Raw genomic sequence first — 19,051 nt, forward strand, 5'->3', positions numbered from 1 at the left:
AGATCATCTCTGAGTGTTCGGGTGGTTTCGTGACGTGTCGGGGGAGAGGCGAACCGTGAATCGACGCAGGCTGGCCCGTTCGGGGGTGGTGATGTCGGCGCTGGTCCTGCTGGCCGGCTGCTCGTCCGGCGAGGAGACCGCTCAGACACCGGGTCTGGAGGAGCGCGGCACGGTGCAGACCACCGTGAAGCCGACGAAGCAGGATCTGAGCAACCAGATCAGCCTGGCCGGCAAGGTCGCCATCAACCCGGTGTTCGGGATCGTCTCGCCGGTCGACGGCGAGGTGCGGTACGTGCAGCGGCAGCCGTCGACCAAGGCGTCCACCGAGAAGGTGTGGGTGGCCACGGTCTGGCAGGACGGCCACCCGAACGAGGTGACCATCCCGGCGAACTCGACGATGGCGGGCCGCCTGATGGAGGACCGGTCCACCGTCACCGAGGGCATGCCGATCGTGTCCGCGCGGCACGCCGGGTACGCGATCGTGGCGGATATCGACAGCGAGCAGGCGTACCGGATCTCGGGCGCCGTCAAGTCGGTGTCGGCGCAGATCAAGAACGGTCCGGGGCCGTTCAAGTGCAAGGCGCGCGGCACCATCGCCGCGCTGCCGGCCGGGAGCATTCCGGAGCCGCCGCCCTCACCGGATCCGACCAGTGGGCCGTCGGGCGCGCCGGTCCCGAAGCCTGAAGCGGAAGCGCCGGCCGCGCCGGAGGGCTCCGAGGCCACCGGTATGCAGCTGGTCTGCACCGCCCCGAAGAACGTCAAGCTGATCAACGGCGCCGCCGTCACCCTCGACGTGATCACCGACAAGGCGACCGACGTGCTGGTCCTGCCGGTCGAGGCGGTCGCCGGCACGCAGGGCAAGGGCAAGGTCGACGTGGTCGGGCCGGACCAGACCCGCACGACCGTCGACGTGGTCCTCGGCCTCACCGACGGCAAGGTCGTCCAGATCAAGAAGGGGCTGACGGGCGACGAGACCATCGCGATCCCCGGCCCGAACCTGCCGACCGCCGACCCGGCCCAGGGGCAGCCCGGATGAGCGAGCCACTGATCGACCTGACCGGCATCACCCGGATCCTGAAGGGGCAGGAGGAACCCCGGACGATCCTGGACGGCGTCAACCTCACGGTTCACCGCGGGGAGAGCGTGGCCATCGTCGGCCGGTCCGGCTCCGGCAAGAGCACCCTGCTCAGCGTCCTCGGATTGTTCGACCGGGCCGACGAGGGCACCTACCGGCTGGACGGGCAGGACATCAGCCGCCTGCCCGAGCGCCGGGCCGCCAAACTGCGCAGCTCCCACTTCGGCTTCGTGTTCCAGCGCTTCTTCCTGCTCAAGCACCTGACCGCGGCGCAGAACGTGGCGATGGCGCTGGTCAACGGCCAGGGCTGGCTGCCGCGCCGGCAGCGCCGCGCCCGCGTCCTGGAGGCCCTCGACCAGGTCGGCATCGCCCACCTGGCGAAGAACCGGCCGGCCAAGATGTCCGGCGGCGAGCAGCAGCGGGTGGCGATCGCCCGCGCGCTGGTCCGCGACCCGCAAATTCTGCTGGCCGACGAACCGACCGGCGCCCTGGACACCGAGACCGGCACCGCGGTGATCGACGTGCTGCTCAACGCCACCCACCGCGGCTGCGCCCTGGTCCTGGTCACCCACGACCGTGACCACGCCGCCCGGATGGGCCGAACGATGAGCCTGGTGGACGGCGTGCTGACCGAGCGGGTGCCGGTATGAGGCGATTCTCCGGCAGCTACCGGTCCGCGCTGATCATCGGCGTCCAGGGCATCCGGGCCCGCAAGCTGCGCACGCTGCTCTCCATGATCAGCCTCTTCCTCGGCGTGCTCGCCGTGGTGACGGTCCAGGCCGGCGCCAGCATCGCCGAGCGCGCGATGATGTCCGACCTGGAGTTGCGTTCCGGGTACGACGGCACGCTCGTCATCGACGTGATGCCGCACGAGAAGTCCCCGGGCATCGTCGCCGATACGGTGACCGGCAGCGACGCGGTCGCGCTCATGGCGTCCCAGGCGATCATCGGCGAGCCCGGAGTCAGCCCGATCAACCCGGGCGCCGGGCCGTTCGACCAGCCCGGCTGGGGTGGCAGCACCGAGGTCTGCGACAACAACGGCGTCTGCGTGCCCGGTCCGCCGACCGGTGAGGCCATCGAGGTGATGCTGACCGCCGTCAGTGGTGACCTGATGACGTACCGGCCGCTGCGACAGGTCTCCGGTTCCTGGCTCGACTTCAGCACGGTCCCCTCGTTGTCGCCGCGCCTGGTGATCAACGAGGAGGCCGCGAAGGGTTTCGCCGACCACCGGATCCCGGCCGAGATGCGGATGCGCGGCGCCACGGCGAACATCACCCCGCAGATCATCGGTGTCGTCAAGGACGGGGACTACCAGCCGCGCGCCTACGTCCGGCAGGACGAGCTGGCCAACTGGGTGCCGGTCAGCAGCATGAGCAACCCCGAGTTCGGCATGCCGGTGCAGGTCATGACCACCCAGGGCAGCACGGTCGAGCAGGTGCTCACCGCCAAACTGCGCGGTGCGGGCATCGAGTCGTACGCCAACCTCACCGAGTCCCGCAAGGACATGGAGAACCAGCTCAAGCTGTTGCGCCTGGTCTTCCTCTCGATGGCCGGCCTGGTCCTGCTGATCGGCGTCGCCGGCATCCTCAACGTCGGTCTGGCCACGGTCGGCGAGCGCGTCGAGGAGTTCGCGCTGCGCCGCGCGGTCGGCACGCCGCGCCTGCTGCTGGCCGGCATCGTGCTCGCCGAGACGATGCTGACCGGGCTGCTGACCGCGGCCGCGGCCATCGGCGTGGGCATCGCGGGCCTGAAAGTGGTGTCGATGGTGATCGGCGATTCCGAGCCGTTGCTGCGCAACGTGCAGTTCCCGTGGGACGCGGGGGTGGCAGGCATCATCGCCGGGATCATCGCGGGCGTGCTGGGCGGGTTCATCCCGGCGCTGCGCGCGGCCGGCATCCCGATCGCGACGGTGATGCGCGCCTGAGGCCCGGAGCGGGCTGGTCTGCGGCAGCATGCAGGGATGAGACGTCGCTGGCTGTTCGCCGACCAGCTCGGCCCGCACTTCCTCGACTCGCCCGGCCAGCCGGTCCTGCTCGTCGAGTCGAAAGCGGTGTTCCGGCGCCGCAGGTTCCACCGGCAGAAGGCCCATCTGATTCTGTCGGCCCTGCGGCACCGGGCCCAGCAGCCCAACGTGCGGTTGGTGCAGGCGGAGACGTACGCCGAAGCCGTCACCGAACCACTCAGCGTCTGCCACCCCACCTCCCGGGCCGCCCGCGGCCTGGTCCGGCGGCTTCCGGACGTCGAGATGCTGCCGCCCCGCGGCTTCGTCACCGCGCCGCAGGACTTCGTGGCCTGGGCGCACGGGCGGGACCACCTGCGCCTGGAGGACTTCTACCGGCACGCCCGGCAGCACCACGACGTGCTGATGGACGGCGGTGAGCCGGCCGGCGGCCGGTGGAACCTGGACACCGACAACCGGGAAGCACCTCCGCGGGGCGCCGCCACGCTCGGCGTACCACCGCCTCCGCCGATCACCGAGGACGAGATCGACGAACAGGTACGCGCGGACCTGGACCAGTGGGAGCGGGAGGGGATCGCGTTCGTCGGCAACGACGGCCCGCGGATCTTCCCGGCCACCCGGGCGGAGGCACTCGCCCGGCTGCGGCACTTCGTCGAGCACCGGCTGCCGGCGTTCGGGCCGCACGAGGACGCGATGCTGGCCGGTGACCCGCTGATGGCGCACAGCATGCTCAGCGCGGCACTGAACCTGGGACTGCTGGATCCGCTCGAGGTGATCGAACGGGTCGAGCAGGCGTACCGGGACGGGTCGGTGCCGCTGGCGAGCGCCGAGGGGTTCATCCGGCAGATCCTCGGCTGGCGCGACTTCGTCTGGCATCTTTACTGGTATTTCGAACCGGACTACCGGGCCGCGAACGAGATGCGCGCGCACCGGCAGCTGCCCAAGTGGTTCGCCGAGCTCAACGCCGACGCGGTGCAGGCGCGCTGCCTGTCCGACGTGCTGGCCGGGGTTCGTGATCGTGGCTGGGTGCACCACATTCCGCGGCTCATGGTGCTCGGGAACTATGCGATGCAGCGGGGGTGGCGGCCGGGGGCGGTGGCTGACTGGTTCCACCGGTGCTTCGTCGACGGCTACGAGTGGGTGATGACGGCGAACGTCATCGGGATGAGCCAGTTCGCTGACGGTGGGCGGATGAGCACCAAGCCGTACGCGGCTGGGGGCGCCTACATCAACCGGATGAGCGACTACTGCGGTGGGTGCCGGTACGACCCCAAGGTGCGGATCGGGGAGGACGCCTGCCCGTACAGCGCGGGATACTGGAACTATCTGGCGCATCACGAGGCAGCGTTGGCCGGCAATCATCGGATGCGCCAGCCGTTGCAGGGCCTGCACCGGCTGAGCGACCTTGATGCGGTTGTCGAGCAGGAGAAGGCGCGAGGATCGCGGGCCCCTTAGGTCCCACAGAAGGTTTGGAAGCCGTCGCAGAACTCGCGCGGGGCCGGCTCGGTGTATCGCTCCAGGCCCGGCCGTTCCTCGAAGGGGGCGCTGATCACCTCGACCAGGCGGTGGAACGGGTCGAGATCACCGGCTGTGGCGGCGGCGAGGGCCTCTTCGACCAGGTGGTTACGCGGGATGTAGACCGGGTTGACCCGGTCCATCCCGTCCAGGTCCGGATTGAGCGCACCCCACCGCGACATCCAGGCTTCCGGCATCGGTGCGGGCGCGTTGCCGCGGGCGGCTGCCGACAGGGTCCGGAACAACTTGGTGTGGTCGGGTTTGTCGGCCTGCATCGCTTCGACCAGGTCGTCGATCAGCTCTTCGGCGCCCTGTTGCAGACCGAGTTTGGCGTGCATACCGGAGACCCAGGCCTCCTGGTACTGCGGCCGGAACCGGCCGAGCGCCTCGGTCGCCAGCTTGACGGCCTGCTCCTCGTCGTCATCGAAGAGCGGGAGCAGCGCCTCCGCGAGCCGGGCCAGGTTCCACTCGGCGATGACGGGCTGGTTGCGGTAGGCGTACCGGCCGGCGTGGTCGATCGAGCTGTACACCGTCGCCGGGTCGAAGGCGTCGAGGAACGCGCACGGCCCGTAGTCGATGGTCTCGCCGGAGATCGTCATGTTGTCGGTGTTCATCACGCCGTGGATGAAGCCGACGTGCATCCAGCGGGCGATCAGCGACGCCTGCGCGGTCACCACCGCCTCGAACAACCCGAGGTAGGAGCCCGCCTCCGGGTAGTGCCGGGCGATCGCGTGGTCGGCGAGGCGGCGCAGCAGTTCGAGGTCGCGGGTCGCCCTCGCGAACTGGAAGCTGCCGACCCGCAGGTGGCTGGCGGCTACGCGGGCGAGTACCGCGCCGGGCAGTGGTGACTCCCGGTACACGGTGCCGCCGGTGGCCACCACGGCCAGGGCACGGGTGGTCGGGATGCCCAGGGCGTGCATGGCCTGGCTGATCACGTACTCACGCAGCATCGGCCCGACCGCCGCCAGCCCGTCCCCGCCGCGCGCGAACGGTGTGCGCCCGGAACCCTTGAGATGCACGTCGCGCAGCCGGCCGGCACTGTCGGTGAGCTCGCCGAGCAGCAGCGCGCGACCGTCACCGAGCCGCGGCGAGTAACCGCCGAACTGATGCCCGGCGTAAGCTTGCGCCACCGGCTGAGCGCCCTCGCCGACCAGCAGCCGGACGCCTTCCTCGCTGCGCAGCCACTCGGGGTCGAAGCCCAGGTCCGCGGCGAGCGCCTCATCGAGGGCCAGCAGGCGGGGCTCGGGGAACTTCTCGGCCTGCCAGGGGATCGCCAGCTCGGGCAGCTCACTGGCGAACCGGTTGTCGAAACTCACGGCGGCGATACTCACCCGATCCAGACTACGCGGACGCTCTTCTCGCGCCGTCGGTCGAGGCCGGGGCTTTTCGGATCGGCGGTCTAGGCTCGGCCGCGTGGACGTACCCCGGTTGTCCTGGAAGGAAGCGTGTGCCCGCCGCCTGGCTCGCCACCTGCTGGCCTCGCCGGATCCGCAGGCCGGGCCGGCCGATGCCGCCCGCGCCATGTGCGGCGCGCATGCCCAGGTGATGTCCGCGGCCGAGATCTCCATCGCGATGCGCACGGCCGCAGCCACCCGGGCCGACGTGCGTGCCGCGGTCGGCACAGACAAGAGCTTGATCAAGACCAGAGGGGTACGGGGAACCGTGCACCTCCTCCCCACCGCCGACCTGCCGATGTGGTGCGGCGCGCTCTCGGCGCTGCCGGCGGAACGGTTCGGGCTGACCGCGGAGCAGATCTCCGAGCTGGTTGCCGGTGCCGCCGCTGTCCTGCCGAACACCGAGATGACTGCGGACGAGCTGACCGTGGCCCTCGCGGACCGGGTCGGCGGGTGGGCGGCCGATCCGACGATGGAGGGTTTCCAGACGACGTGGCCGCGGTGGTACGCGGCGATGGACGTGATCATGTTCCGCGGGGCCATGTGTTTCGGTGCCGGGCGTGGTCGCAAGGTCACGTTCACCAGCCCGGTCGGCTCGCGCCCGGCGGCCGGCGATGTCGCGCTGCCCTGGCTGGTGCGGCAGTACCTGCACGCCTACGGCCCGGCGACGCCGGAGGCCTTCGCCAAGTGGCTGGCGGCATCGCGGGATTGGGCGGTGTCGCTCTTCGATTCCCTGGGCGAAGCGCTGCGCTCGGTGCTGCTGGAAGGGAAGCCTGCCTGGGAGAACGCCGACGAACCGCTGTCGGCGGGGGAGGAGCCGTCCGGGGTACGGCTGCTGCCGTACTTCGACAGCTATGCCGTTGGCGGCCGCCCTCGCGAGGTGTTGTTCCCGGGCGCGGCGGCTACGCGTGCGCTCGCCGGCGGGCAGGCCGGCAACTATCCGGTCCTCCTGGTGGACGGCGTGGTCGCCGGGGTGTGGCATCAGCGCCGCTCCGGCCGGCGGATAGCGGTGACGGTGGAGCCCTTGGGCCGGCTGACGCGTGGCCAGTTGGCCGACCTTGACGAGCAGGTGCAGCGCCTCGGCCGGATCCTCGAAGGCACGCCGTCCCTGACCATCGGGACGGTGGCGGTCGGGCCCCACGCTTAGCCACACTTCCTTCTCCGCCCTTGCTCCGGTCTGCCGCCTAGCCTTTCCCATCGTGCTGCAAGTTCGGCGACCTGCGCCGGTGAGCGGGACACCCACCGGGATCACGTTTTCCGTGTGCCCCCTGAGCAGGCCGTGACCCGCCTATGATCGACCATCGTGACTGAATCGCACGCCTGGCCAGGTCTGTCGTGGGGCTTCTGGGACGACATCACAGAGGTCCGATCCCGGCTCGCCGCCGGCGCGGATCCCGACGCGGACCTCGGCGACAACCGGCGGCCACTGCATCTGGCGGCTGAATGGGGCTCGGCCGCGGTGGTCGCCGAGCTGGCCGCCCTGACGAGTGACGTGGATGCGATGCATGACGGGCGTACCGCGCTGTGGATCGCAGTGCAGGCCCGCAACGCCCCGCACGCCCGGGCGCTGGCCGCCGCCGGCGCGGACCCGTGGCGACCGATGATGGGCGGCTGGTCACCCGGGCGGCTCAGCCTGGCCGGACCCACCCCTGACCTGTTCACAGCCCCCGCTGGCACGCCAGACCCTTCACCCGGCCCGCGGTCCGGATCGTCCCCGGGCCCGTCGCCTGCCTTCCCGCCCGGATCGTCCTCGGCCTTGTCGCCTGCCTTCCCGCCCGGATCGTCCTCGGACTTGTCGCCTGCCTTCCCGCCCGGATCGTCCCCTGCCCTTCGGCCCGGGTTGTCGTCGTCCGGCCTTTCTTCCGGTCTGTCGCCGGCGGAGGCGGAGGCCGCTCAGGAGGCGCACCGGCTGATCACCGCACTCGGCTCGTTCGACGACGACGGCGACAGCTTCTGCTGCGTATCCGGGTTGACCGCACGCGAAGCAATCAACAGGCTCGGCGGCGTAGTGATCGACTACGAGGAGCCCGACGACCCGGACTACGACGACGACAACCGGATCGTAGCCGTCACCGACGTGCCCGGCGGCTGCGTACTCAGCCAGCGCTACGGCTTCCTGGCCAGCACACCAGGCGTCTCAGGCCGGCTGTCGGCGGACACCGTCTGCTACGCGATGTACGCAAACCCGAAGAGCGGCAACCAGGGCAGCATCATGCGAGACGGGTCAACCATCGGCTCGGATCTGCACCCCGGCGGCGGCTGGTCCGCGGCTGACGACCCGCCCGCCGAAATCCTGCACACGTACCTCTACCGCGGACACTCGGTCGCCTACTGCTGCTTTTACGCAGGCCTTCGGTTGACGGACCCGCGGCCGTTCACCGGAACCCCCGACTACTGGGTCGAACTGCCCGACCGCGACTGGTGGATCTTCCCGTAGCTTTGCCATCGCCTGCGCCCTCCAACTCCGACTCCGGCTTCGGTCCCGCTCCGGCCCGCACCCTGCGCCGGGCTTCGCTACCGTGTCGGCCTTCATTCCCGCTCCGCTTCGGATTCTTGGCCGCGTTTCAGCCTTCAACCCCGCTTCGGAATTCGGCCCTGCCTCCGCCTTCGCCCCCGCTCCGGCCGTCGCCCTGCTTTCGCCCGAGCCGCTGTCTTCAGCAACGGCCGCTGTCTTCAGCAACGGCCGCTGTCTTGAGCAACGGCCGCTGTCTTGAGCAACGGCCGCTGTCTTGAGCAACGGCCGCTGTCTTCAGCAACGGCCGCTGTCTTGAGCAACGGCCGCTGTCTTCAGCAACGGCCGCTGTCGGCGCCGTGCCCTCGCCGAAGTCGCGGGGAACCGCGCGCGACCGACGGTTCTGTCATCGCGCGCGCTCTCTCAGCGACCGCCCGACTATCGATCGCGGACGACAATGCCGAGGGTCTGTGCCAAGGCGGGCGCGGCCTCCGCGAGCTGGCCGCTGTCGATGACCGCCCCGCGCAGCGAATCCCACCCCTCGGCGATGTCGAGTTCGCGAGCTCCGCGCAGGTCGAGCTTCTTGACCGTCGCCCTGCCGAATCGGGCCCGCCGCAGCGCCGTACCCGGAAAGGTGACCCCGTTCAGGGTGGCGCCACCGAAGTCGACCTCCGACAGGTCACAGTCGCGGAACTCCACGTCCTGCAGCTTCGCACCCCGCAGGTTCAGGCTGTCGACCTTGCAGTCCTGCACGACGACCCGGCGCCACGTCGCACCGTACGCCTGCACGCCCGCCAGCACCCCGTCCAGAATCGTGACGTTGAGCAGCCCCGACTCGGCCCAACTGCCACCGATCCAGCGACTCCGCGAGATCCACACGTCGTCGAGCCGGACCCGCTCGAAGTTCCCACCGGTGAACGTCACCGCGGTCATCGCGCTCTCCGAGAAGCGGGAGCCGCCTGCCTGAGCCTCATCCACCTCGACGTCGTCGAGGTGGATCTCGCTGTGGTCGTCGCCGGGTTCCAGCGCACCGGTGAACGGTTGCAGGTACCGCGCGTACGGGAGCGAAGCAAGATCCCGGGCCACTCGCATGATCGAACTCTAGCGTCAGGGTTTCACCGCCAGGACCGGGCGGTCGGCGGTCAGCAGGATGCGCTGAGCAGTGCTGCCGAGGAACAACTTCCCGACCGGGCTCCGCCGGCGCAGCCCTATGACGATCACCGAGGCGTTCTCCGACGCAGCGATGTGCAGTAGCTCGTCAGCCAACTCGCCGGTGTGCGGGGTGGTCTGGATGCGCAGCTCGACGCCGCTCCGCTCGGCGCGGGCAGTGAGGTCGTCGAGGCGGTGCGGGTCGGCGGCCTCGACGCTGACGGGTGCGCCGCTGCGCGGCGAGTTGATCGCGAGCAGGTCTTCGCCACGGCGTTTTGCCTCGTCGAGGCCGGCGGCGAAGGCAGCCTCCCCTTCGGCGGTGGGCAGGTATCCGACGAGCACGGTCATGTGGGGGTTTCCTTCTTCTCAGGGCCGTTCCCGGCGGGCGTCGTACCATCAGGCTTCTCGGTGCCAGGGGCCCTCCCAGCTGGCGCCTTCTCGCTGGGCGCTGTCTCATCCGGCGCTGCCTCGCCGGCTGGTGCGATCTCGCCGGGCGCCGTAGCGCCGGCACCCTGGCCGTCCGAGGCTGGTCGGCGGCGGCGCAACATTGTCTGAGCGAGGGGGAGCAGAGCAACCGCGATCAGCAGCGCCAGCAGGACGCCGGAGATCGGACGGGTGAAGAAGCCGGTCGGATCGCCGTCGAAGAGAAGCAGCGACCGGCGCAGCGAAGTCTCCAGCAGGCTGCCGAGGACGAAGGCGAGGACCATCGGACCCGGGTCGAAGCCGAGCTTCTTCATCAGGTAGCCGATGATGCCGAACGCGATGACCAGCCCGATGTCGAAGACGCTGTTGTTGACGGTGTACGCCCCGACCAGCGTGATCAGCACGGTGATCGGCGCCAGGATGGCGGCGCGGACCCGCAGGATGCGCACGAACAGCCCGACCAGCGGAATGCTCATGATCAGCAGCAGGATGTTGCCGATGTACATCGAGTTCACGACGCCCCAGAACAGCTCCGGGTTGTCGGTGACCAGCTGCGGGCCGGGAGTGACGCCCTGGATGAGCAGGGCGCCGAAGATGACTGCCATCGTCGCGTTGGCGGGGATGCCGAGCGACAGCAGCGGGATGAACGACGAGGTCGCGGCGGCATTGTTCGCGGTCTCCGGCGCCGCGACGCCCTCGATGGCACCCTTGCCGAACCGTTCCGGATGCTTGGACCGGCGCTTCTCCAAGGCGTACGCGGCCAGCGAGGAGAGCACAGCGCCGCCGCCGGGCAGGATGCCGAGGAAGAAGCCCAGGACCGAGCCGCGGCCGATGGCGCCGCTGGACTGTTTCAGGTCGGCGCGGCTGGGCCAGACGTTGGCGACGGCAGCCGGGGCCTGCACCTTGCGGTGCCGCTCCTCCAGGTTGTAGAGGATCTCGCCGAGACCGAACAGGCCCATCGCGATCGGCACGAAGTCCAGCCCGTCGGCAAGGTTGAGGTTGCCCAACGTGAAGCGCTCGGCGCTCGTGAAGTCGTCGCGCCCGACGGTGGCCAGCAGCAGGCCGATTGCTGCCGCGGTGAGCGCGCGCAGTCGGCCACCACTGCTGATCGTGGCGACCAGCAGGATGCCGAGCAGGGCGAGAGCCGTGTACTCGGGTGGGCCGAAGTCGAGGGCGAAATCGGCGACGAACGGGGCGACGAAGGTAAGCGCGACGATGGCGAGGGTGCCACCGACGAACGAGCCGATGGCCGCGATGCCGAGGGCGGTCCCGGCTTTGCCTTGCCGGGCCAGGGCGTGCCCGTCGAAGACGGTCACCACGGAGGACGCCTCGCCGGGCAGCCGTAACAGGACCGAGGTGATGGTGCCGCCGTACTGGGCACCGTAGAAGATGCCGGCCAGCATGATGATCGCGGTTACCGGCTCGAGGCCGAACGTCACGGGCAGCAGGATGGCGATGGTGGCGGCGGGGCCCAGACCGGGCAGGACACCGATGAGCATGCCGATGACGACGCCGACGAGGCAGTAGAGCAGATTCGTCGGCTCCAGGACGACGGCGAAGCCGTCGAGCACCGAGGACAACGGTCCTCCCAATGACTCAGAACAGGTGGGGGATGGTGACGTCGAGCGCGCCGACGAACAGGGCGTAGAAGGCGACGACGATGCCGATGCTGGTGATGATCGAGGTACGCCAGGACTCGCGGCCGAGGAACCGCAGCCAGACGAAGGCCAGCAGCAGGGTGGGGATCTCGAAGCCGATGGTGGCGATGACCGCGACGTACGCGATCATGCTGGCCACCGCGGCGACGACGAGCAGCCCGCTGCGGGTGAAGCGTTCGGCTTCGCCGGTGTGCCTGGCCTGGACCGCGAGGGCGATCCCGAGCACGACGAGGATCGCACCGATGATCAGCGGCCAGGTGCCCGGACCGGGTTCGGCGATGCTGCCGGCGCCGAGTGCCAGGGAGCCGGCGATCGCCGCGCCGCCGAGGATGACCACGACGGCGGCGGCGATCATGTTGCTGAGCGGTCCCGCGGGCGGGGGCCGTTCGTCGACGGGCTCGGTGCTCACTTGCCGCTCAAGTCCAGGTTGTGCTGCGCCACCAGATCCTTGTACGTCTGGAGCGAGCCGTTCCACTGCTGCAGCAGGGTGGCGCCGTCGACCTCGTTCGGCGTGAGCAGCCGCTGGGTGTTGAAGTCCTTGTATTTCTGCTCCGCGAACGACTTCTGGAAGGCGCTGCGCAGCCGGTCGAGGACCTCCTGCGGGGTGCCCTTGGGCGCGACGATCGCCCGGGACTGCTGCACCGGCACCTTGTAGCCGGCCTCGGCGGCGGTCGGGGTGTCCGGCATGTAGGTCGGGCGCTTCTCGGCGAAGGTGACGATCGGGACCGCCTTGCCCGCCTCGATCTGCTCCTTGGCCTCGCCGAGCTGCACCGCAGCCACGTCGACCTGGCCACCGAGGACCGCCGTCAGTGCCGGCGCGCCACCGTTGAACGGCACGGCCGTCGCGTTCACGGCGGCTTGCGCGAACAGCAGGCTGGAGGTGAGCTGGCTGCCGGTGCCGACGCCCGTGGTGGCGTACTTGATCGCACGCTTGGCGTCGACGATGTCCTTGACCGTCTTGAAGCCGGTCTTCGGGTTAGTGATCAGCACGTAGTCGTCCTGCGAGATGCCCGAGACGACCTCATAGTTGTTGATGTCGACGGCCTGGTCAGCCGGCACCGCTAGCGGTGTGATGTACGCGAGGGAACCCACGAACACCATGATCGTGTAGCCGTCGGCCTTGGCCGCGGCGAGTTCCTTGGCGGCGACACCGCCGTTGGCGCCCGGCCGGTTGGTGACGGTAATCGGCTGCTTGAGGTCGGCGCTTGCCGGATCGGCCAGAGCGCGGCCGATGAGGTCGGTGCTGCCACCGGCGTCCTGCCCGATCAGCAGGGTGATGGCACGTTCGGGGTACGCCGCGGCAGCGGAGCCGGAGTCGTCGGAGTCCAGGTTGCCGCCGCAGCCGGCGAGGGCGAGCGCGGTGGCCAGTCCGAGTGCGGGAAGTCTTTTATTCATGGGGAGTCTTCCGCTGTGAGGGGTGTCACTTGTCCGGCGAGCGTATGACCGCCCGTTCATGCATGTCCAAACCCATTCCTGCATCGATTGATACCTTGAAGGTATGACGTACACGCTGGAACAGCTGCGCGGCCTGGTCGCCGTGGCCGAGGAGCTGCATTTCGGCCGTGCTGCGGCCAGGTTACGGATGACCCAGCCGCCGCTGAGCCGCCAGATCCAGAAGCTGGAGGCCGCGGTCGGCGCCCAGTTGCTGGACCGGGACAACCGGCGAGTGGCGCTCACCCCGGCCGGTGAGGCCTTTCTCGCCGAGGCCCGTCGCATCCTCGCGATCGCCGAGGCGGCGCCGGATCTGGCCCAGCGCGTCTCGTCCGGGTACTACGGCCTGGTCCGGCTCGCGTTCACCTCGGCATCCACCTTCGAGGTTCTCGGCCGGCTGCTCAACGAACTGGAGCGCCAACTGCCGGAGGTGCACATCGAGCTGTTCGAGATGGTCACCCGTGAGCAGGTGGCCGCCCTGGCCGCCGGGGACCTCGATCTCGGCCTGGCCAGGCCGCCCTTCGATCCGGAGCTGTTCGAGTCCCGTCTGCTGCACCGTGAACCCCTGCTCATCGCCGTGCACGAGGATCATCGCCTGGCCGCCCTGAACCGGCCGCTGGTCGCCGCCGACCTGGCCGGTGAGCCGCTGATCTTCCACTCGCAACAGAAGGCGCGGTACTTCTACGACCTGATCGTCAGCATGGTGCCGGTCGACCAGGGCAACGTGGTGCACGCCGTCAGCCAGGTGATGACCATGCTGTCGCTGGTTTCCTCCGGGCGCGGCGTGGCCTTCGTGCCCGCGTCAGCCGTACGGATCGGCGTTCCGCATGTCGCCTATCTGGAGATCATCACGCCGATCGATGAGCCCGTCGAGTTGCACCTGCTCTGGCCGCGCCAGTCGGGCAATCCCGCTCTCCCGCGCGTCCTGACGGCGCTCGAAGCCATGATGCCTTGAGGGTATCAAGCAATGCCGAAACGATGTTGGACAGGCATCACCGGGCGTTCTTACGGTGGCCGAGTGACGCAGATTCCCCCTCCCGACCTTGCCGCCCGGCTTGCCTCCGGACTGCTGTCGTTCCCCGTGACCCATTTCGGCGATGACCTCGCCTTCGACGAACCCCGCTATCGCGAACATCTCGCCTGGCAGGCCAGCTTCGGTGTGGCCGGCCTCTTCGCCGCAGGCGGCACCGGGGAGGGCTTCAGCCTCACGTCTCCGGAGATCGACACCGTGGTCCGGACCGCGGTCGACGAGGTCGGCCACCTGGTGCCGGTCGTCGCCCCGGCCACCGGCGGCACCGCGCAGGCGATCGAGCAGGCCAAGGCCGCTCAGGACGCCGGCGCCGCGGGGATCCTGCTGCTCCCGCCGTATCTGACCGAGGCCAGCCAGTCCGGCCTGATCGCGCACGTCGACGCGGTCTGCCGGGCGACCGATCTCGGCGTCATCGTCTACAGCCGGGCCAACGCCGTCCTCGAGGACGTGACCGTCGCCGAGCTCGCCGACCGCAACCCGACCCTCATCGGCCTCAAGGACGGGGTCGGCGACATCGAGCGGATGACCCGCACCTACGCCAAGGTCGGTGACCGGCTCATCTACGTCGGAGGGCTGCCCACCGCGGAGACGTTCGCCCTGCCATTGTTGCAGCTCGGCGTCAGCACCTACTCTTCGGCGCTCTACAACTTCCTGCCCGAGTTCGCGCTGCGCTTCTACGCCGCGGTCCGCGCTCAGGACCGCGCCGCGGTCTACGGGATGCTCAACGACTTCGTCATTCCCTATCTCGACATTCGCGACCGGTCCCGCGGCTATGCGGTCTCCATCATCAAGGCCGGCCTCGACGCGGTCGGGCGCAACGGCGGCCGGGTTCGGCCGCCGCTGACCGAGCTGGACGCCGACGAGCGTGCCGTCCTCACCGCGCTGATCGACAAGGTCAGGTCGTGACCAGCTCTCCCACGATCGCGCGGGTCGAGGTCGTTCCGGTCGCCGGTCACGACAGCATGCTGCTCAATCTGAGCGGCGCGCACGGGCCGTTCTTCACCCGGACCGTCGTGATCCTCACCGACAGCACCGGCAACGTGGGACTGGGGGAGGTGCCCGGCGGCGAGGCCATCCGGCGCATTCTGGAAGCCGCCGGCGAGACACTGATCGGCGAGCCGATCGCCCGATACGGCTCGCTGCTGCGCAGCATCGCTGCCACCCACGCCCATCTCGACGCGCAGGGCCGAGGACAGCAGACGTACGACTTACGCGCCACGATCCACGCGGTCACAGCCTTGGAGTCCGCGCTGCTCGACCTGCTAGGGCAGCACCTCGGGGTGCCGGTGGCCGAGCTGCTCGGTGAGGGACAGCAGCGCGACAGCGTGCCCATGCTCGGCTACCTCTTCTACATCGGCGACCGGGCGCAGACCGACCTGTCCTACCTCGCCGAGACCGACCCGGCCGACGACTGGGAGCGGCTGCGCCGTGCGCCGGCGCTCACCCCGGACGCGATCGTGGCGCTCGCCGAAGCGGCCCAGGCCCGCTACGGGTTCACCGACTTCAAGCTCAAGGGCGGCGTCCTCTCCGGCGAGCAGGAGATCGAGGCGGTACGCGCCCTTGCCGCCCGGTTCCCGCAGGCCCGGATCACCCTCGATCCCAACGGCGGGTGGCTCCTGGCGGACGCGGTTCGGCTCTGTCGTGACCTGGGTGACGTGCTCGCCTACGCGGAGGACCCGGTCGGCGCCGAGGGTGATCTGTCCGGTCGCGAGACCATGGCTGAGTTCCGCCGGGCCACCGGGCTGCGGACCGCCACCAACATGATCGCCACCGATTGGCGGCAGATGGCGCACGCCGTGCGGGCGCACGCTGTCGACATCCCGCTCGCCGACCCCCACTTCTGGACCATGCGCGGGTCGGTCCGCGTCGCCCAGCTGTGCCACGACTTCGGGCTCACCTGGGGCTCGCACTCCAACAACCACTTCGACATCTCGCTGGCGATGTTCACTCAGGTCGGCGCCGCGGCGCCCGGGGAGATCACGGCGCTCGACACGCACTGGATCTGGCAGGACGGGCAGCGGCTCACCCGGTCGCCGCTGCAGATCCGGGGCGGGCGTATCGGCGTACCCCGAGCCCCCGGCCTCGGTGTGGAGCTGGACCGCGATGCTCTTGCCGCCGCACACGAGCTCTACCTCGAACACGGCCTCGGCGCGCGTGACGACACCGCCGCCATGCAGTACCTCCTTCCCGGTTGGCGCTTCGACCCCAAGCGCCCTTGTCTGGTCCGGTGATCACATGTCCGACCGCATCACTGAAATCACCCTCTCCTCGGTCACCCTGCCCCTGAAGAACGCGATCAGCGATGCCAAGGTGCTCACCGGCAGGCAGCGGCCGATGATCGAGGTCGCGTTCCTGTTCGCCGAGATCCGCACCGAGAGCGGCCACGAAGGCGTCGGGTTCAGCTACAGCAAGCGGGCCGGCGGGCCGGCCCAGTTCGCTCACGCCCGTGAGGTCGCCCCCGAGCTCATCGGCGAGGACCCCAGCGACATCGGCCGGCTCTGGACCAAACTCGTCTGGGCCGGCGCGTCAGTCGGCCGCAGCGGCGCCAGCACCCAGGCCATCGCGGCGATCGACGTGGCGCTCTGGGACCTCAAGGCCAAACGGGCCGGGCTGCCGCTGGCCAAGCTGATCGGCGCCCACCGCGACGCGGTCCGCTGCTACGACACCTCCGGCGGCTTCCTGCACGAGCCGATCGAGCAGATCAAAGCCAACGCCACTGCCTCGCTCGAAGCGGGCATCGGCGGCATCAAGATCAAGGTCGGGCATCCGTCGGCGGCGGTCGACCTGGCCCGGGTCCGGGCGGTTCGCGAGCACCTCGGCGATGACGTGCCGCTCATGGTCGACGCCAACCAGCAGTGGGACCGGCCCACCGCGCAGCGGGTCGGGCGGGCGCTCGAGGATTTCGGCCTGGTCTGGATCGAGGAGCCGCTCGACGCCTACGACGCGGAGGGGCATGCGGCCCTCGCCCGCAGTCTGGACACAGCGATCGCCTCGGGGGAGATGCTGACCAGCGTCGCCGAGCATTACCGGCTGATCGAGCAGGAGTCGGTCGACATCATCCAGCCGGACGCGCCACGCATCGGCGGCATCACCCAGTTCCTGCGGCTCGCGACCCTCGCCGAGCACCGCAACCTGATGCTCGCGCCGCACTTCGCCATGGAGATCCACGTGCACCTGGCAGCGGCATACCCCCACGAGCCGTGGGTGGAGCACTTCGACTGGCTGTATCCGCTCTTCAACGAGAAGCTGGAGATCCGGGACGGTCGGATCCACCTCTCCGCGCGGCCCGGGCTCGGTGTGACCCTCAGCGACCGGGTACGTGAATGGACCGTCGACCGCGCCGACATCGGAGGAACCCAGTGACCGAGGTACCCAGCATCAACCCGCGCACCGGCGAAACCGTCGAGATCGTGGCGCGGGAGACCACCACCGCCGAAGTCGACCGTCTCTGCGCTGCTGCCCTTACCGCGGCGGAGCCCCTAGAGGCGCTCGGCCGCGATGGTCGTGCCGCGCTGCTGTCTGCGCTGGCCGACGCCCTTGAGCAGGCACGGGACCGCATCGTCGCGGTCGCCGACCGGGAGACCGGTCTCGGCGCGACCCGCCTCAACGGGGAACTCACCCGCACTACCTACCAACTGCGGCTGTTCGCTGAGGTGCTCACGGACGGCGGATATTTGGAAGCCGCCGTCGACCACGCCGGCGACACCCCCATGGGACCGCGGCCGGATCTGCGGCGGATGCTCGTGCCGATCGGCCCGGTCGCCGTCTTCGGCGCCAGCAACTTCCCGCTGGCCTTCTCCGTTCCCGGCGGTGACACGGCTTCTGCGCTCGCCGTCGGCTGCCCGGTCGTGGTGAAAGCTCACGGCTCACACCCTGCGACGTCCCAGTTGGTCTTCGACGTGCTGGTGGAGGCCGCCCGCAAAGCCGGCGCACCAGACGGCGCCCTCGGCATCGTGCACGGCCAGCAGGCCGGAGCAGACCTGGTCGCCCACCCGGCGATCCGCGCGGTCGGCTTCACCGGCTCTACCGGCGGTGCCCGGGCGCTGGTCGCCATTATCGAGAAGCGCCCTGATCCGATCCCGTTCTACGGCGAGCTGAGCAGCCTCAACCCGGTCGTGGTCACGCCCGCTGCGGCCGCCGACCGAGCCGCTCGTATCGGCGCCGACCTGGCCGGCTCGTTCACCCTCGGCTCCGGTCAGTTCTGCACCAAACCCGGCTTGGCCTTCGTCCCAGCCGGCCCCGACGGCGACGCCCTGGTGGAGGCGGCCCGCGAGGCTATCGCCGCCACCGAGCCAATGATCATGCTCAATGAGGGCATAGCCAACTCCTACCAGCGCGGAACCGCCGCCCTGAGCAACACGCCGGGCCTCTCCCTGGCCGCCTCGGCTGCGGATACTCCGATAAGCAAGCCGCCGTCCGCGCCCGGCTCCGCCGGCTCCGCGTTGTCGTCCGCGCCGGACGCCGCCTCCGCGACCATGCCGACTCCCCAAAACGGCTTCCGCGGCGCGCCGCTGTTGCTCACCGCAACCGCGGACGATCTGCCTCGCGAGGCCACCGAGGAATGCTTCGGTCCCGTCGCCGTCATCGCCCGTTACACCGACGAGGGCGACCTGTTCGCCGCCTTGGCGACTCTGCCGTCCTCGCTCACCGCCACCGTGCAGCGTGGCCCCGGCGAGACCGCACTGCCCGCCGAAATCACCCGCCGGCTCCGCTCGCAGGTAGGGCGGATCATCTACGACGGTTACCCCACCGGCGTGGCCGTCTCCTGGGCCCAGCACCACGGCGGTCCCTGGCCGGCCACCAACACCCAGCACACGTCAGTCGGCACGTCCGCCATCCGCCGCTTCCTGCGACCGGTGACCTGGCAGAACGCGCCCGCCGACCTGCTCCCCGCCGAGCTGCGTGACGACTACGACAACATCCCGCGCCGGGTCGACGGCCGTTTCCAGCCGGTACCGTGACAC

At 69.9% G+C, this 19,051-nt stretch carries 17 protein-coding genes; 11 read left to right on the top strand and 6 right to left on the bottom strand.

What is annotated here, in order from left to right:
• Positions 1 to 55: 55 nt before the first annotated feature.
• Genes OHA21_RS07915 through OHA21_RS07930 form a run of 4 tightly spaced genes read left to right on the top strand, consistent with a single transcriptional unit; the run spans position 56 to position 4,490 of the window.
• Positions 56 to 1,036 carry an efflux RND transporter periplasmic adaptor subunit gene (locus OHA21_RS07915; protein WP_328471716.1) on the top strand — a complete coding sequence of 327 codons (981 nt, stop codon included), beginning with the start codon at positions 56 to 58 and terminating at the stop codon, positions 1,034 to 1,036.
• Positions 1,033 to 1,725, top strand: a complete 693-nt coding sequence (locus tag OHA21_RS07920) for an ABC transporter ATP-binding protein (RefSeq protein ID WP_328471718.1) — start codon at positions 1,033 to 1,035, stop codon at positions 1,723 to 1,725. The genes OHA21_RS07915 and OHA21_RS07920 overlap by 4 nt, the downstream gene beginning before the upstream one ends.
• Positions 1,722 to 2,999 (top strand): ABC transporter permease, encoded by a 1,278-nt coding sequence (locus OHA21_RS07925; RefSeq protein ID WP_328471720.1) that lies wholly within the window; start codon positions 1,722 to 1,724, stop codon positions 2,997 to 2,999. The genes OHA21_RS07920 and OHA21_RS07925 overlap by 4 nt, the downstream gene beginning before the upstream one ends.
• 36 nt (positions 3,000 to 3,035) lie before the next feature.
• Complete coding sequence (locus tag OHA21_RS07930) at positions 3,036 to 4,490, top strand: cryptochrome/photolyase family protein (protein WP_328471722.1); 1,455 nt, start codon at positions 3,036 to 3,038, stop codon at positions 4,488 to 4,490.
• Here OHA21_RS07930 and OHA21_RS07935 read toward each other — a convergent pair.
• Positions 4,487 to 5,881: a protein adenylyltransferase SelO gene (locus OHA21_RS07935; RefSeq protein ID WP_328471724.1), complete on the bottom strand. Its 1,395-nt coding sequence runs from the start codon at positions 5,879 to 5,881 to the stop codon at positions 4,487 to 4,489. The two genes, OHA21_RS07930 and OHA21_RS07935, sit on opposite strands and share 4 nt — an antisense overlap.
• A gap of 82 nt (positions 5,882 to 5,963) precedes the next feature.
• On the opposite strand from OHA21_RS07935, the gene OHA21_RS07940 reads away from it, so the two are divergent.
• Together OHA21_RS07940 and OHA21_RS07945 are read left to right on the top strand one after the other, a co-directional pair.
• Complete coding sequence (locus OHA21_RS07940; RefSeq protein WP_328471726.1) at positions 5,964 to 7,091, top strand: winged helix DNA-binding domain-containing protein; 1,128 nt, start codon at positions 5,964 to 5,966, stop codon at positions 7,089 to 7,091.
• Positions 7,092 to 7,247: 156 nt separating this feature from the next.
• Positions 7,248 to 8,381, top strand: a complete 1,134-nt coding sequence (locus OHA21_RS07945; protein ID WP_328471728.1) for an ankyrin repeat domain-containing protein — start codon at positions 7,248 to 7,250, stop codon at positions 8,379 to 8,381.
• 453 nt (positions 8,382 to 8,834) lie between these two features.
• On the opposite strand, the gene OHA21_RS07950 is transcribed toward OHA21_RS07945, so the two are convergent.
• From OHA21_RS07950 to OHA21_RS07970, 5 genes are read right to left on the bottom strand one after another with little or no spacing between them, the layout of a single operon-like run.
• Complete coding sequence (locus tag OHA21_RS07950) at positions 8,835 to 9,488, bottom strand: pentapeptide repeat-containing protein (protein WP_328471730.1); 654 nt, start codon at positions 9,486 to 9,488, stop codon at positions 8,835 to 8,837.
• 15 nt (positions 9,489 to 9,503) lie between these two features.
• Entirely contained in the window at positions 9,504 to 9,893 is a 390-nt protein-coding gene (locus OHA21_RS07955; protein ID WP_328471732.1) for a universal stress protein, read from the bottom strand.
• Complete coding sequence (locus OHA21_RS07960; RefSeq protein ID WP_328478331.1) at positions 9,890 to 11,539, bottom strand: tripartite tricarboxylate transporter permease; 1,650 nt, start codon at positions 11,537 to 11,539, stop codon at positions 9,890 to 9,892. The genes OHA21_RS07955 and OHA21_RS07960 overlap by 4 nt, the downstream gene beginning before the upstream one ends.
• 25 nt (positions 11,540 to 11,564) lie before the next feature.
• Positions 11,565 to 12,035, bottom strand: a complete 471-nt coding sequence (locus OHA21_RS07965; RefSeq protein ID WP_328471734.1) for a tripartite tricarboxylate transporter TctB family protein — start codon at positions 12,033 to 12,035, stop codon at positions 11,565 to 11,567.
• Positions 12,032 to 13,021 carry a tripartite tricarboxylate transporter substrate binding protein gene (locus tag OHA21_RS07970; protein WP_328471736.1) on the bottom strand — a complete coding sequence of 330 codons (990 nt, stop codon included), beginning with the start codon at positions 13,019 to 13,021 and terminating at the stop codon, positions 12,032 to 12,034. The genes OHA21_RS07965 and OHA21_RS07970 overlap by 4 nt, the downstream gene beginning before the upstream one ends.
• Positions 13,022 to 13,124: 103 nt before the next feature.
• On the opposite strand from OHA21_RS07970, the gene OHA21_RS07975 reads away from it, so the two are divergent.
• The 5 genes from OHA21_RS07975 (at position 13,125) to OHA21_RS07995 (ending at position 19,048) form a co-directional block, all read left to right on the top strand.
• Complete coding sequence (locus OHA21_RS07975; RefSeq protein ID WP_328471738.1) at positions 13,125 to 14,012, top strand: LysR family transcriptional regulator; 888 nt, start codon at positions 13,125 to 13,127, stop codon at positions 14,010 to 14,012.
• Between the two features lie 63 nt (positions 14,013 to 14,075).
• A complete protein-coding gene (gene kdgD, locus OHA21_RS07980; RefSeq protein ID WP_328471740.1) occupies positions 14,076 to 14,993 on the top strand; it encodes a 5-dehydro-4-deoxyglucarate dehydratase in 918 nt (305 codons plus the stop codon).
• Positions 14,990 to 16,318 carry an enolase C-terminal domain-like protein gene (locus OHA21_RS07985; protein WP_328471742.1) on the top strand — a complete coding sequence of 443 codons (1,329 nt, stop codon included), beginning with the start codon at positions 14,990 to 14,992 and terminating at the stop codon, positions 16,316 to 16,318. Before kdgD ends, OHA21_RS07985 begins: the two co-directional genes overlap by 4 nt.
• 4 nt (positions 16,319 to 16,322) lie before the next feature.
• Positions 16,323 to 17,450, top strand: coding sequence for an L-talarate/galactarate dehydratase (locus OHA21_RS07990; RefSeq protein ID WP_328471744.1), 1,128 nt, complete (start codon positions 16,323 to 16,325; stop codon positions 17,448 to 17,450).
• Positions 17,447 to 19,048 (top strand): aldehyde dehydrogenase (NADP(+)), encoded by a 1,602-nt coding sequence (locus tag OHA21_RS07995; protein ID WP_328471746.1) that lies wholly within the window; start codon positions 17,447 to 17,449, stop codon positions 19,046 to 19,048. Before OHA21_RS07990 ends, OHA21_RS07995 begins: the two co-directional genes overlap by 4 nt.
• Positions 19,049 to 19,051 lie beyond the last annotated feature (3 nt).

Origin of the sequence: Actinoplanes sp. NBC_00393 (genome assembly GCF_036053395.1) — a bacterium.
GTDB lineage: Bacteria > Actinomycetota > Actinomycetes > Mycobacteriales > Micromonosporaceae > Actinoplanes.